Below are 11978 nucleotides of genomic sequence, written 5' to 3'. Positions count from 1 at the left end.
TCTCAGATCCGCGGCTCGCTTTGATCGGGTTCTCCCGGGATCTCCTCACCCGCACCGGCCTGCCCCGGGGCTTCGCCACCATCAGTGCCCGAATGGTCACCCGAGGTGAGATCCGGGGTGGTCTCGGGAGCTTCGGCGGAGGAAGTTTCAGCGGAGGAAGTCTCGGCATCCGAACCCTCGGCGTCCGAACCCGCTGCGTCCGAACCTTCTGCCTCCGAACCCTCGGCGTCCGAACCCTCGCCGCCCTCCGGCAGCCGCGTGATCCGGATCCGCGCGATCCGGCGGCCGTCCATCTCGGCCACCTTCAGCTGGGAGCGGTGGAGCTCGCGCTCGACGTCCTCGTCGTCGGAGCCGGAGCCGGAGCTGGTGCCGGAGCCGGTCCCGGGTACGGCGTCGAAGGCCACCACCACCTCGTCGCCCAGACTCGGCAGCCGGCCGAGCTGGGCCACCAGGAAGCCGGCCGCGGTCTCGTAGGGGCCGTCGGGCAGCTCGATGCCGGTCTCGTCCATGAAGTCGTCGAGGTTCAGCAGGCCGTCGACCTCCATCACCCCGCCGACCAGGCGGGTGGTGCCGGCCTGGCCGACGTCGTACTCGTCCTGGATGTCGCCGATCAGCTCCTCGATCAGGTCCTCCAGGGTGACGATGCCGGCGGTGCCGCCGTACTCGTCCACGACGATCGCCAGGTGCATGGACTCCGCACGCATCTCCGACAGCGCCGAGAGCACCTGCTTGGAGGTCGGGAGCATCTTCACCGGGCGGGCGATCTCCTCCAGCCGGATCGAGCGCCCGGCCAGCTCCGGGTTGAGGAAGTCGCGCACGTGCACGAAGCCGATGACGTTGTCCGCCGAGCCCTCGATCACCGGGTAGCGGGAGTGCGGCTCGGAGGCCGCGATGCGCGCCGCCTGGCGGATCGGCAGCTCGGCGTCCAGGAACGTGACCTCGGTCCGGGGCACCAGCACCTCGCGCAGCTGCCGGTCGCCGGCGTCGAAGATCTCGTCGATCAGCTCGCGCTCGTCGCTGTTCAGCGTCTCGTTGCCGGCCACCATCAGGCGCAGTTCGTCGGAGGACACCGCCTCGCGGCCCACGGACGGGTCGCCGCCGAACAGCCGCACCACGCCGTTGGTGCACACAGAGAGCAGGAAGATGAAGGGCCGGACCACCGCGGCCATCCGGTTCAGGAACGGCGCGACCGCGCGCGCCGTGGACTCGGGCCGTTGCAGCGCCAGCCGCTTGGGCGCGAGTTCGCCGATCACCAGGGTCACGAAGGTGATGACCAGGGTGACGCCGACGACGCCGACGAAGCCGGCCAGGCCCTTGCCGAGTCCGGCGCTGATCAGTCCGCGTTTGGCGCTTTCGGACAGGGTGATGGCGCCGTAGGCGGAGGACAGCAGCGCGGTCAGCGTGACGCCGATCTGCACGGTGGCCAGCCAGCGGTTCTGGTCGCGCACCAGTTTGGCCACCACCTGGCCGCGGCGGCCCTGCTGGGCCATGGTCTCGATCTGGACCTCGCGCAACGAAACGAGCGCGATCTCGGAGGCGACGAACAGCGCCTCGACGAGGATCAGCGCCAGCACGACCAGGATGGACACGAGAATCGGACTCACCCCGCTGATTGTAGGCAGGGCCCGGCGCGGCGGGCTGGGACGGCAGGGACGCAATGAAACGCCTGTGACGGCCCGATCTTCGCAAGGATCGTGCGCCGACACGCAACGAAGCCTGCTTGAGCAGGGAAAACACCGTATTTAAGCTCAGGTTGCATGACGACCGAGACATCCCCCGTGCCCTCGGCGGCACAGCGCGTGGCGATCCCGCGCCGGTACCTGATGTGCCCGCCCGACCACTTCGCGGTCACCTACTCGATCAACCCGTGGATGGACCCGGACGAACCGGTCGACGCCTCGCTGGCCGCGCGCCAGTGGGAGGCCCTGCGTGACCTGTACATGGATCTCGGCCACCAGGTGGAGGCCATCAAACCGATCGAGGGCCTGCCGGACATGGTGTTCGCGGCCAACGGCGCCACGGTGGTGGGCGGCAAGGTGCTGGGTGCCTCGTTCCGGAACGACGAGCGCAAGGCCGAGGGCCCGGCGTACATGGAGTGGTTCCGCAAGAACGGCTTCGCCGAGGTCCACGACCCGCGGTTCATCAACGAGGGCGAGGGCGACTTCCTGTACGCCGGGGACTGGATCCTGGCCGGCCACGGCTTCCGGTCCGATCCGAACGCGCACCTGGAGGCGCAGGAGCTCTTCGGGATGCCGGTGATCGGGCTGCGGCTGGTCGACCCGCGCTACTACCACCTGGACACGGCGCTGGCGGTCCTCGACGACCACACGGTCGCCTACTACCCCGAGGCGTTCTCGCCGGGGTCGCAGGCGGTGCTGCGCACGCTGTACCCGGACGCGGTCATCGCCACCGCCGAGGACGCCGCGGTCTTCGGGCTGAACGCGGTCTCCGACGGCCTGCACGTGCTGCTGCCGCAGGCCGCCACGGGCCTGGCGGCCCGGCTGGCCGAGCGCGGCTACCAGCCGATCGGCGTCGACCTGTCCGAACTGCTGAAGGCGGGTGGCTCTGTGAAGTGCTGCACGCTGGAGCTCCGAGGCTGAAAGGGGCCTGACCCGTGACCACGATCTCCGACACCGCCTCGAACACCGTCTCGAACACCGCCACGGAACGCGGCGCAGGACCGCGCAATCCGCCGTCGGCCCGGGCCGAAGCGCTGATCGCGCAGTCCGACGCGCACACCGCGCACAACTACCACCCGCTGCCGGTGGTGATCGCCGAGGCCGACGGCGCCTGGGTGACCGACGTCGACGGCAACCGCTACCTGGACATGCTGGCCGGGTACTCGGCGCTGAACTTCGGGCACCGCAACCCGGTGCTGCTGGCCGCGACGCGCGAGCAGCTGAACCGGGTGACGCTGACCTCGCGGGCGTTCCACCACGACCAGTTCGGGCCGTTCGTCGAGGAGCTGGCCGAGCTGTGCGGGAAGCAGGCGGCGCTGCCGATGAACTCCGGGGCCGAGGCCGTGGAGACCGCGCTGAAGACCGCCCGCAAGTGGGGGTACCAGGTCAAGGGCGTCCCGGAGGACCGCGCGCAGATCATCACCTGCGAGGGCAACTTCCACGGCCGGACGCTGTCCATCGTCTCGTTCTCCACCGATCCGGACGCGCGCAACGAGTTCGGGCCGTTCACCCCAGGGTTCGTCTCGGTGCCCTACGGCGACGCCGCGGCGTTCGAGGCGGCGATCACCGACGACACCGTGGCGATCCTGATGGAGCCGATCCAGGGCGAGGCCGGGGTCCTGGTACCGCCGGAGGGGTACTTGGCGGCGGTGCGGGAGATCTGCACCCGTCGCGGCATCCTGATGATGGCCGACGAGATCCAGTCCGGGCTGGGGCGGACCGGCTACACGTTCGCGTGCGACTACGAGGACGTGGTCCCCGACGTCTACATCCTGGGCAAGGCGCTGGGCGGCGGCATCCTGCCGGTGTCGGCGGTGGTCGCCGACCGCGACGTGCTCGGCGTGTTCGCCCCCGGCGAGCACGGCTCGACCTTCGGCGGGAACCCGCTGGCGTGCGCGGTCGGGCGGGCGGTGGTGGGCCTGCTGGTCACCGGCGAGTACCAGTCCCGCGCACGAACGCTGGGCGCGCACCTGCACGAGGCGTTGGCCAAGTTGCCGGCGGAGATGGTGCGCGAGGTCCGCGGGCGCGGTCTGTGGGCCGGCGTGGACATCGACCCGAAGTTCGGCACCGGCCGCGAGATCTCCGAGCGGCTGATGGCGCGCGGGGTGCTCGCCAAGGACACGCACGGCTCGACCATCCGCATGGCGCCCCCGCTCGTGGTGACCGCGGAGGAGCTGGACTGGGCGGTGCTGCAACTACAGAGCGCTCTGGGTTGATACTGTCTGTCGGTCGCGACGGACCCGGCCTCGGCGGCCGGGTCCGTGCGGCGCGAGCGGCCGCGCTCGCGGCGGGGGTACGGCCCGCTGCGGGCGCGGCTTCTTCTTAAGACGTGCGTGACCCTGTTTTGGTGTCGTCCGCGGGCAGGTTTTTTCGTTCGGAGCGATCTGCTCATAGACGGCGGCGGTCGTCTTCAATGAACTGATGACGTCATCCCTTCGCCGCAATCGCTCGTTCCTGGTGTTGTGCGCGGACCAGCTGGCCGGGTCGCTGGGGCGCCGGCCGGGCCCGGCGGTGCGGGGCCTGCAGGCCGCCGACCGCTAATCTCAGGGCATGGACAGCCTCGACCGCGCGATCATCGACGTGCTGCGGAAGGACGCGCGCGCCTCGTTCGCCGATGTCGGGACGGAGGTGGGCCTGTCGGCGTCGGCGGTGAAGCGGCGGGTGGACCGGTTGCGGGCCGACGGGGCGATCCGGGGGTTCTCCGTGATCGTCGACCAGACCGCGCTCGGGTGGACCACCGAGGCCTTCGTCGAGGTCTACTGCGGGGACCGGACGTCGCCGGACGTGATCCGGGAGTGCGTGTCGCGGCATCCGGAGGTGGTCGCGGCGTACACGATCACCGGGGACGCCGACGCGCTGCTGCACCTGGTGGCCGAGAACATGCGGCATCTGGAAGAGGCGCTGGAGCGGATCCGGCGGGAGCCGGAGATCCAGCGGACGCGGTCGGCGCTGGTGCTGACGCGGTTGTTGGCGCGCGATCCGATGCTGTGAGATCCGAAGCGGTGAGAAGCGATGCGGTGAGATCCGAGTGCGGTGAGAAGCGAAACGGCCCGGCGTCCCCCCATGGGGCACCGGGCCGTCGTGCTCTGTCAGCGGGTTCAGATGAGACCGAGCTGCCGGACCGCGTCGCGCTCCTCGGCGAGCTCGTTGACCGAGGCGTCGATGCGGGTGCGCGAGAAGTCGTCGATGTCCAGGCCCTGGACGATGCTCCACTCGCCGTCCTTGGTGGTCACCGGGAAGGAGGAGACCAGGCCCTCCGGCACGCCGTAGCTGCCGTCGGACACCACGCCCATGGAGGTCCAGTCGCCCTCGGCGGTGCCGTTGACCCAGGTGAACACGTGGTCCAGGGCGGCGTTGGCGGCCGAGGCGGCGCTGGAGAAGCCGCGGGCCTCGATGATCGCCGCGCCGCGCTTCGCGACGGTCGGGATGAAGTCCTTCTCGATCCAGGACTGGTCGTCGACGACCTCGGCGGCGCTCTTGCCGGCGATCTTGGCGTGGAACACGTCCGGGTACTGGGTCGCGGAGTGGTTGCCCCAGATGGTCATGTTGGTGATCTCGCTGACCGGGGAGCCGGTCTTGAGCGCGAGCTGGCCCAGGGCGCGGTTGTGGTCCAGGCGGGTCATCGCGGTGAAGCGGGACTTCGGGACGTCCGGGGCGTGCGAGGCGGCGATCAGGGCGTTGGTGTTGGCCGGGTTGCCGACCACCAGGACCTTGATGTCGTCGGCGGCGTGCGCGTTGATGGCCTCGCCCTGCGGCTTGAAGATGCCGCCGTTGGCCTGCAGCAGGTCGCCGCGCTCCATGCCGGCGGTGCGGGGGCGGGCGCCGACCAGCAGCGCCACGTTCGCGCCGGTGAAGCCGTCCTTGGGGTTGTCGTGGATGTCGATGCCGGCCAGCAGCGGGAACGCGGAGTCGACCAGCTCCATCGCCGTGCCCTCGGCGGCCTTGACCGCCTGCGGGATCTCCAGCAGGTTCAGCTTCACCGGCACGTCCGGGCCCAGCAGGTGGCCGGAGGCGATGCGGAACAGCAGGGCGTAGCCGATCTGGCCGGCCGCGCCGGTCACGGTGACGTTGACGGGGGTGCGGGACATCGCTTGTGGCTCCTGCGTTTTTGTGAAGGTTCCTTATGGATGTGTTGCCAGCCCACAGGCTACTCCTGGAGTACCTGCGGGGTTTGTCGTCTGGCGGGAGCGGCGTCTGTGAGAAACGAGACATGCCGCCGAAGCGGCCGAGGTCGTTCCGCGCCCGGCTCGTGACTGTCGGTACCAAGTGGAAGACTCGGGCATATCGGCGTGATGCACCTCACAACGGAAGGCCCTCCCATGATCACCTCGGACGACACCCCGAACCTTCCCGGCTGGATCGACCTGGGCTCCCCCGACCCCGGGGCTTCGGCGGCGTTCTACGGCCGGGTCTTCGGCTGGACCGCGGAGCAGATGATGCCGGACTCCTCGGAAGGCCCCGGCTACTGGTTCCTGCTCAAGGACGGGAAGTCGGCGGCGGGCCTGGGCGGGCTGATGGACCCGGCCGCCAGACCCGACTGGACCACCTATGTCCGCGTCGCCGACGCCGCCGCGAGCACGGCCGCCGCCGAGAAGGCCGGCGCCAAGGTGCGCGTGCCGGTCATGGAAGTCCCCGAGGCGGGCACCTTCGCGCAGCTCACCGACCCCAGCGGCGCCGAGTTCGCGCTCTGGCAGTCCGGGGCGGTCACCGGGTTCCAGACCTGCTGCGTGGAGGACACGATGCTGTGGGCCGAGTTGTGGACCCGGGACCCGGCCGCGGCGAAGGCGTTCTATCCGGCGCTGTTCGGGTGGAGCGTCGAGCCCTACATGGAGGGCGCGCCGGAGGGCGGGGGCTACGACATGTGGACGACACAGCCCGGCGACCCGCCGTCCGCCTTCGGCGGGATCATGACGATCACGGACCAGGTGCCGATCCAGGACGAGAAGTGGATCCCCTACTTCATGGTGGCCGACGCCGACGCGACCGTGGAGCGCGTGGCCGCCGCCGGCGGCACCGTCCTGATCCCGGCCGCCGACGCCCCGCCCGGGCGGCTGGCGGCGCTGGCCGACCAGTTCGGGGCGCGGTTCAACATCCTGCAGCCGGCGCCGATGGCCGGCTAGCGGTTCGGCGCAGCTCTCGCTCCAGCGATTGAACACGGGTCTGGAGTGATTGGTCTGGAGTGATTGAGCACAGTTCTGGACAGGCGGTGCACGATGGCAGCATGACCTACACCGATGACGCCAAGGGTTTGCAGGAAGACCTGGTCCTGCTGCGCCGCGACCTGCACCGCATACCTGAGATCGGCCTGAATCTGCCGCGCACCCAGGAGCGGGTCCTGGCCGCGCTGGACGGGCTGCCGCTGGAGATCACCCTGGGCTCCGGGCTGAACTCGGTGACGGCCGTGCTGCGCGGGACCGGGCCGGCGGCCGGCAACAGCGACGGCGCCAAGCAGGCCGTGCTGCTGCGCGGCGACATGGACGCGCTGCCGGTGGTGGAGAAGACCGGCCGGGAGTTCGCCGCCGCCGGCCCGAACATGCACGCCTGCGGCCACGACCTGCACACGGCCATGCTGGTCGGCGCGGCGCGGCTGCTGTCGGCGCGGCGCGACCGGCTGGCCGGGGACGTGGTGTTCATGTTCCAGCCCGGCGAGGAGGGCGACGACGGCGCCGGGCACATGATCCGCGAGGGCGTGCTGGACGCCGCCGGTCCGCGCGTGATCGGCGCCTACGGCCTGCACGTGATGTCCGACAAGCTCCCGCGCGGGAACTTCGTCTCGCGCGCCGGCACCTTCATGGCCGGCGCCGACGAGATCGCGGTGACGGTGCGCGGCGCCGGGGCGCACGGCTCGCGGCCGCACACCGGCAAGGACCCGGTCCCGGTGGCCTGCGAGATGGTGGTGGCGCTGCAGACCCTGGTGACCCGCAAGTTCGACATCTTCGACCCGGTGGTGATCACCGTCGGCGAGTTCCACGCCGGCACCGCGGCGAACATCATCCCGGACGACGCCACCTTCCACGTCACGATGCGGTCGTTCTCCCGCGAGTCCCGGGCCCGGCTCCTGGACGCGGTGGTGGACCTGTTCAACGGCCTGGCCTCGGCCTACGGCTGCACGGCGGAGATCACCTACAAGGAGCAGTACCCGCCGACCGTCAACCACGCGGCCGACGTCGACTTCCTGGAAGAGGTCGTGAACGAGGTGTACGGCGAAGAGCGCTTCGCCCGCATCCCCAACCCGAACCCCGGCGCCGAGGACTTCTCGCGGGTGCTGGAGCAGGTGCCGGGGACGTACGCCTTCCTCGGCGCGAGCACCGTGGAGGACTACGCGAGCGCGCCGTCCAACCACAGCCCGCTGGCCGACTTCGACGACGCGGTGCTCGGCGACGGCGCCGCGCTGCTGGCCGAGCTCGCCGACCGGCGGCTCGCGCGCGGCTGAGGCAGGAAACACCAACGCGAAGAACACAGAGAACACAGAGGTGCGCGGCCGAAAAGGCCGCGCACCTGTTTCGTGCGGTGAGGACCCGGCCTCAGGCGGAGGCCATCGCCTTCTGCAGGTTCTCGTCGATCGCGGCGAGGAACTCCTGCGTGGTCAGGTACGGCTGGTCCGGCGAGATCAGCAGCGCCAGGTCCTTGGTCATCTTGCCCTCCTCGACGGTCTGGACGCAGACGCGCTCCAGGGTCTCGGCGAACTTCACGACCTCGGGGGTGTTGTCGAACTTGCCCCGGTAGGCCAGGCCCTGGGTCCACGCGTAGATCGAGGCGATCGGGTTGGTGGAGGTGGGCTTGCCCTGCTGGTGCTGGCGGTAGTGGCGGGTCACGGTGCCGTGCGCGGCCTCGGCCTCGACGGTCTTGCCGTCGGGGGCCATCAGGACCGAGGTCATCAGGCCCAGCGAGCCGAAGCCCTGCGCGACGGTGTCGGACTGGACGTCGCCGTCGTAGTTCTTGCACGCCCAGACGTAGCCGCCCTCCCACTTCATCGCGGAGGCGACCATGTCGTCGATCAGGCGGTGCTCGTAGGTCAGGCCGGCCTTGTCGAAGTCGGCCTTGAACTCGGCGTCGAAGACCTCCTGGAACAGGTCCTTGAAGCGGCCGTCGTAGGCCTTCATGATCGTGTTCTTGGTGGACAGGTACACCGGGTAGTTGCGCAGCAGGCCGTAGCGCATGCTGGCGCGCGCGAAGTCGCGGATCGACTCGTCCAGGTTGTACATGGCCATGGCCACGCCGCCGCCGGGGAAGTCGAAGACGTTGAGCTCGATCGGCTCGGTGCCGTCCTTCGGGGTGAAGGTCAGCGTCAGCGTGCCCTCGCCGGGGACCACGAGGTCGGTGGCGCGGTACTGGTCGCCGAAGGCGTGGCGGCCGACGACGATCGGCTTGGTCCAGCCCGGGACCAGGCGCGGGATGTTGCTGATGACGATCGGCTCGCGGAAGATCACGCCGCCCAGGATGTTGCGGATGGTGCCGTTGGGCGACTTCCACATCTTCTTCAGGCCGAACTCCTCGACCCGCGCCTCGTCCGGGGTGATGGTGGCGCACTTGACGCCCACGCCGTACTGCGCGATCGCGTTCGCGGCGTCCACGGTGACCTGGTCGTCCGTGGCGTCGCGGTGCTCGATGCCCAGGTCGAAGTACTTCAGGTCGACGTCCAGGTAGGGCAGGATCAGCGAGTCCTTGATGAACTGCCAGATGATCCGGGTCATCTCGTCGCCGTCGAGTTCGACGACGGGGTTCGCGACCTTGATCTTGGGACCGGAGTAGGCCATGGCGGATCGTCCTTACGGATCGGGAATTATCTCGACCTCAAGATACATGGCGGCGCAGGCATATCGCCAAGCGGTGCCGGACCCGCGGTGACCAAGAAGACACCGGACCTCAGTTCGAGAAGATCCCCTGCACCAGCAGCCCCAGCACCACCAGCGTGGTGCCGACGACGGTGTACATGCCCACGTCGATCCCGCGGCGCCGGACGGCCAGCGTCCCGGCCACCCGGGTGGGCAGGAACAGCCGCAGCCCGGCCGCCAGCAGCAGGGACAGGCCCATCATCGCGGCGCCCTGGAAGACCTCGTCGTGCAGTATCACCGTCATGCCGAAGCCGAAGCCGGCCAGCACCGCCAGGATCGGCCACTCCGCCGCGACCGATCGGCCGAAGGAGGCGCCCGGAGGACGGTTGTTCACTGCCATGCGCAAACTCTATCCGCGCCGCATGGCCGCCACGACCGACGTTTGTATCTATCGAGAAACTGTATCTATCGAGAACCTGCGACGAGCGCGCTAAGGAGCCACGGCAAGCCAGTCGCCGAACCCGCTCGGCTTGTGCGCGCCGATGAACAGCGTCTCGAACAAGCCGTATCCGGTGCGGACGCCCTCGGGCCCGTCGTACTCGAAGCGCGAGAGCCGCTCGGTGATGCCGAACATCCCCGACTTCGCCGCCGCTTCCGCCGCGGGCATCACCACCTGCTGTACGACCAGCTCCGGGCCCTGGTACATGCCGTGCCGCCAGTCGGCGTCCAGGCCGTAGCCGCTGCCGACGGCCATGTGCAGCGGGATCAGCTGGGTGACGCGGATGCGCTCGGCCCGGCCGGAAAAGTGCACCTCCGCGGACTCCACGTCGCGAGTCCCGGAGAGGTAGTGCAGTTCCAGTTCCGGACGGCCCAACTCCTCGGCGGGGCGGCCGTCGCCGAAGACCTTCACCGCCTCCTGGAGGACCCGGCCGCCGCCCTCGTCCTCCTGCGCGATCACCAGGATCGAGAAGTCGTCGAACTGCATCGGCGCGTAGACCCAGTGGAACGTCGGCGGCACCCCGCCGTTGCCCTGGATCCCGGCGGGCTCGGCCTCGCCGACCGGCCGGATGCCCCACGAGCGGTCCCGCGAGCCCCACCAAGTGTCTGGAGTGACGGCGAGTTCGTACTCGCCGATGCGCAGCGTCCCCTCCCAGAAACCGGTCTGGGCCAGGCGCACCGAGTCCATCCACACCCGGCCGTTGCGCCGCACGAACTGCCGCGGCTCCCGGGTGGCGGAGATCGCGCCGGTCCAGGTGAGATCGAAGGAGAGCTCGTACTCCCCCGGCTCCAGCACCACGCGCAGCCGGTTCAGCGGCTCCAGCACCTCGACGCGGAACGGGCCCACAGAGGTGTCGCCCCGGTCGTTCCCCAGCTCGCGCGAAGCCCGGACCACGCGGTGGACGCCCTGGTGGACGATGGCGGCGAAGGCGTCAGTCACGCCGAGATTCGGGTACTGCCCCACGCCCAGCGCCATGAACAGCTCGTCCGTGCCGTGGTGCAGGTTGAAGTAGTAGCGGTCGTAGAAGTTCCGGTCGGAGGTGGCGACGTGCGCCATCGACTCCGAGGTCTGATGGAACGGGAAATCATCAAGGGGGGACAGGTCCCTAACAGACATGTCCCCCCTTGTAAGGGCGATCTGATGAAGCGTCAATAGCGACGCCTCAGAGCTGCCGCTCCGCGATCTCCACCACGTTGTTCAGCAGCATGGCCCGGGTCATCGGCCCGACCCCGCCGGGGTTCGGCGACACCCAGCCCGCCACGTCGCGCACGTCGTCCGCGACGTCGCCGGCCAGGCCGCCCGCGCCGCGCGAGACGCCGACGTCCAGCACCGCCGCGCCCGGCTTCACCAGCTCGGCGGTGATCAGGTTCGGCACGCCGGCCGCGGCCACCACGATGTCCGCCTTCAGGGTGTGGAAGGCCAGGTCGCGGGTGCCGGTGTGGCACAGGGTCACGGTCGCGTTCTCGCTGCGGCGGGTCAGCAGCAGGCCCAGCGGGCGGCCCACGGTGATGCCGCGGCCGACGATGACCACCTCGGCCCCGGCGATGGCCACGTCGTGCCGGCGCAGCAGCTCGACGATGCCCAGCGGGGTGCACGGCAGCGGCGCCGGGGCGCCGAGCACGAGCCGCCCGAGGTTGGTCGGGTGCAGGCCGTCGGCGTCCTTGTCGGGGTCGACGAGTTCCAGGATCGCGTTCTCGTCGATCCCCTTGGGCAGCGGCAGCTGCACGATGTAGCCGGTGCAGGCCGGGTCCTCGTTGAGCTCGGCCACCGCCTCGGCGACCTGCGCCTGGGACGCCGTGGCCGGCAGCTGGCGCTGGATGGAGGCGATGCCCACCTGCGCGCAGTCGCGGTGCTTGCTGCGCACGTAGGAGGCCGAGGCCGGGTCGTCGCCGACCAGCAGGGTGGCCAGGCCCGGCACGACGCCGCGCGCCTTGAGCGCCTCGACGCGCGTCGACAGCTCGCCCTTGATGGTGTTGGCGGTCGCCTTGCCGTCCAGGATCTGGGCCGTATGAGAAGCAGTCATGA

At 70.0% G+C, this 11978-nt stretch carries 11 protein-coding genes; 5 read left to right on the top strand and 6 right to left on the bottom strand.

The genetic code is table 11. The features are described 5' to 3' along the window. Positions 1-2 precede the first annotated feature (2 nt). Positions 3-1604, bottom strand: coding sequence for a CNNM domain-containing protein (locus ABIA35_RS08880; RefSeq protein WP_370357555.1), 1602 nt, complete (start codon positions 1602-1604; stop codon positions 3-5). 153 nt (positions 1605-1757) lie between these two features. Between ABIA35_RS08880 and ddaH the strand changes: the two genes are divergently transcribed. The 3 genes from ddaH to ABIA35_RS08865 all read left to right on the top strand — a co-directional run bounded on the left by ddaH (position 1758) and on the right by ABIA35_RS08865 (position 4670). Continuing rightward, positions 1758-2600, top strand: coding sequence for a dimethylargininase (ddaH, locus tag ABIA35_RS08875; RefSeq protein WP_370357554.1), 843 nt, complete (start codon positions 1758-1760; stop codon positions 2598-2600). 23 nt (positions 2601-2623) lie between these two features. Then, positions 2624-3895 carry an ornithine--oxo-acid transaminase gene (rocD, locus tag ABIA35_RS08870; protein ID WP_370357630.1) on the top strand — a complete coding sequence of 424 codons (1272 nt, stop codon included), beginning with the start codon at positions 2624-2626 and terminating at the stop codon, positions 3893-3895. A gap of 334 nt (positions 3896-4229) precedes the next feature. Beyond that, positions 4230-4670 carry an Lrp/AsnC family transcriptional regulator gene (locus ABIA35_RS08865; RefSeq protein ID WP_370337810.1) on the top strand — a complete coding sequence of 147 codons (441 nt, stop codon included), beginning with the start codon at positions 4230-4232 and terminating at the stop codon, positions 4668-4670. A 107-nt stretch (positions 4671-4777) separates the two neighbouring features. On the opposite strand, the gene ABIA35_RS08860 is transcribed toward ABIA35_RS08865, so the two are convergent. Beyond that, a complete protein-coding gene (locus tag ABIA35_RS08860; protein WP_370357553.1) occupies positions 4778-5767 on the bottom strand; it encodes a malate dehydrogenase in 990 nt (329 codons plus the stop codon). Positions 5768-5998: 231 nt separating this feature from the next. Between ABIA35_RS08860 and ABIA35_RS08855 the strand changes: the two genes are divergently transcribed. Together ABIA35_RS08855 and ABIA35_RS08850 are read left to right on the top strand one after the other, a co-directional pair. Beyond that, entirely contained in the window at positions 5999-6799 is an 801-nt protein-coding gene (locus ABIA35_RS08855) for a VOC family protein (protein WP_370337806.1), read from the top strand. 101 nt (positions 6800-6900) lie between these two features. Continuing rightward, on the top strand, positions 6901-8112 hold the full coding sequence (locus tag ABIA35_RS08850; RefSeq protein ID WP_370357552.1) for a M20 family metallopeptidase: 1212 nt from the start codon (positions 6901-6903) through the stop codon (positions 8110-8112). Positions 8113-8203: 91 nt separating this feature from the next. Here the strand turns inward: ABIA35_RS08850 and ABIA35_RS08845 are convergent, their stop codons facing one another. The 4 genes from ABIA35_RS08845 to ABIA35_RS08830 form a co-directional block, all read right to left on the bottom strand. Then, the gene (locus tag ABIA35_RS08845; RefSeq protein ID WP_370337802.1) at positions 8204-9436 is read right to left on the bottom strand and encodes an NADP-dependent isocitrate dehydrogenase; all 1233 of its coding nucleotides are present in this window, start codon (positions 9434-9436) and stop codon (positions 8204-8206) included. A 109-nt stretch (positions 9437-9545) separates the two neighbouring features. Next, positions 9546-9854, bottom strand: coding sequence for a DUF3017 domain-containing protein (locus ABIA35_RS08840; RefSeq protein ID WP_370337800.1), 309 nt, complete (start codon positions 9852-9854; stop codon positions 9546-9548). 90 nt (positions 9855-9944) lie between these two features. Continuing rightward, on the bottom strand, positions 9945-11069 hold the full coding sequence (locus ABIA35_RS08835) for a hypothetical protein (RefSeq protein ID WP_370357551.1): 1125 nt from the start codon (positions 11067-11069) through the stop codon (positions 9945-9947). A 46-nt stretch (positions 11070-11115) separates the two neighbouring features. Further along, the gene (locus ABIA35_RS08830; protein WP_370357550.1) at positions 11116-11976 is read right to left on the bottom strand and encodes a bifunctional methylenetetrahydrofolate dehydrogenase/methenyltetrahydrofolate cyclohydrolase; all 861 of its coding nucleotides are present in this window, start codon (positions 11974-11976) and stop codon (positions 11116-11118) included. Positions 11977-11978: the final 2 nt, after the last annotated feature.

The organism is Catenulispora sp. MAP12-49 (assembly GCF_041262705.1).
GTDB lineage: Bacteria > Actinomycetota > Actinomycetes > Streptomycetales > Catenulisporaceae > Catenulispora.
This window is presented reverse-complemented; position numbering and strand designations above follow the sequence as displayed.

Bases quoted from the DNA above. Each gene is read 5' to 3' on its own strand.
- ddaH (WP_370357554.1), top strand. From the start codon at position 1,758: ATGACGACCGAGACATCCCCCGTGCCCTCGGCGGCACAGCGCGTGGCG.
- ABIA35_RS08865 (WP_370337810.1), top strand. From the start codon at position 4,230: ATGGACAGCCTCGACCGCGCGATCATCGACGTGCTGCGGAAGGACGCG.
- ABIA35_RS08860 (WP_370357553.1), bottom strand. From the start codon at position 5,767: ATGTCCCGCACCCCCGTCAACGTCACCGTGACCGGCGCGGCCGGCCAG.
- ABIA35_RS08855 (WP_370337806.1), top strand. From the start codon at position 5,999: ATGATCACCTCGGACGACACCCCGAACCTTCCCGGCTGGATCGACCTG.
- ABIA35_RS08850 (WP_370357552.1), top strand. From the start codon at position 6,901: ATGACCTACACCGATGACGCCAAGGGTTTGCAGGAAGACCTGGTCCTG.
- ABIA35_RS08845 (WP_370337802.1), bottom strand. From the start codon at position 9,436: ATGGCCTACTCCGGTCCCAAGATCAAGGTCGCGAACCCCGTCGTCGAA.
- ABIA35_RS08840 (WP_370337800.1), bottom strand. From the start codon at position 9,854: ATGGCAGTGAACAACCGTCCTCCGGGCGCCTCCTTCGGCCGATCGGTC.
- ABIA35_RS08835 (WP_370357551.1), bottom strand. From the start codon at position 11,069: ATGTCTGTTAGGGACCTGTCCCCCCTTGATGATTTCCCGTTCCATCAG.
- ABIA35_RS08830 (WP_370357550.1), bottom strand. From the start codon at position 11,976: ATGACTGCTTCTCATACGGCCCAGATCCTGGACGGCAAGGCGACCGCC.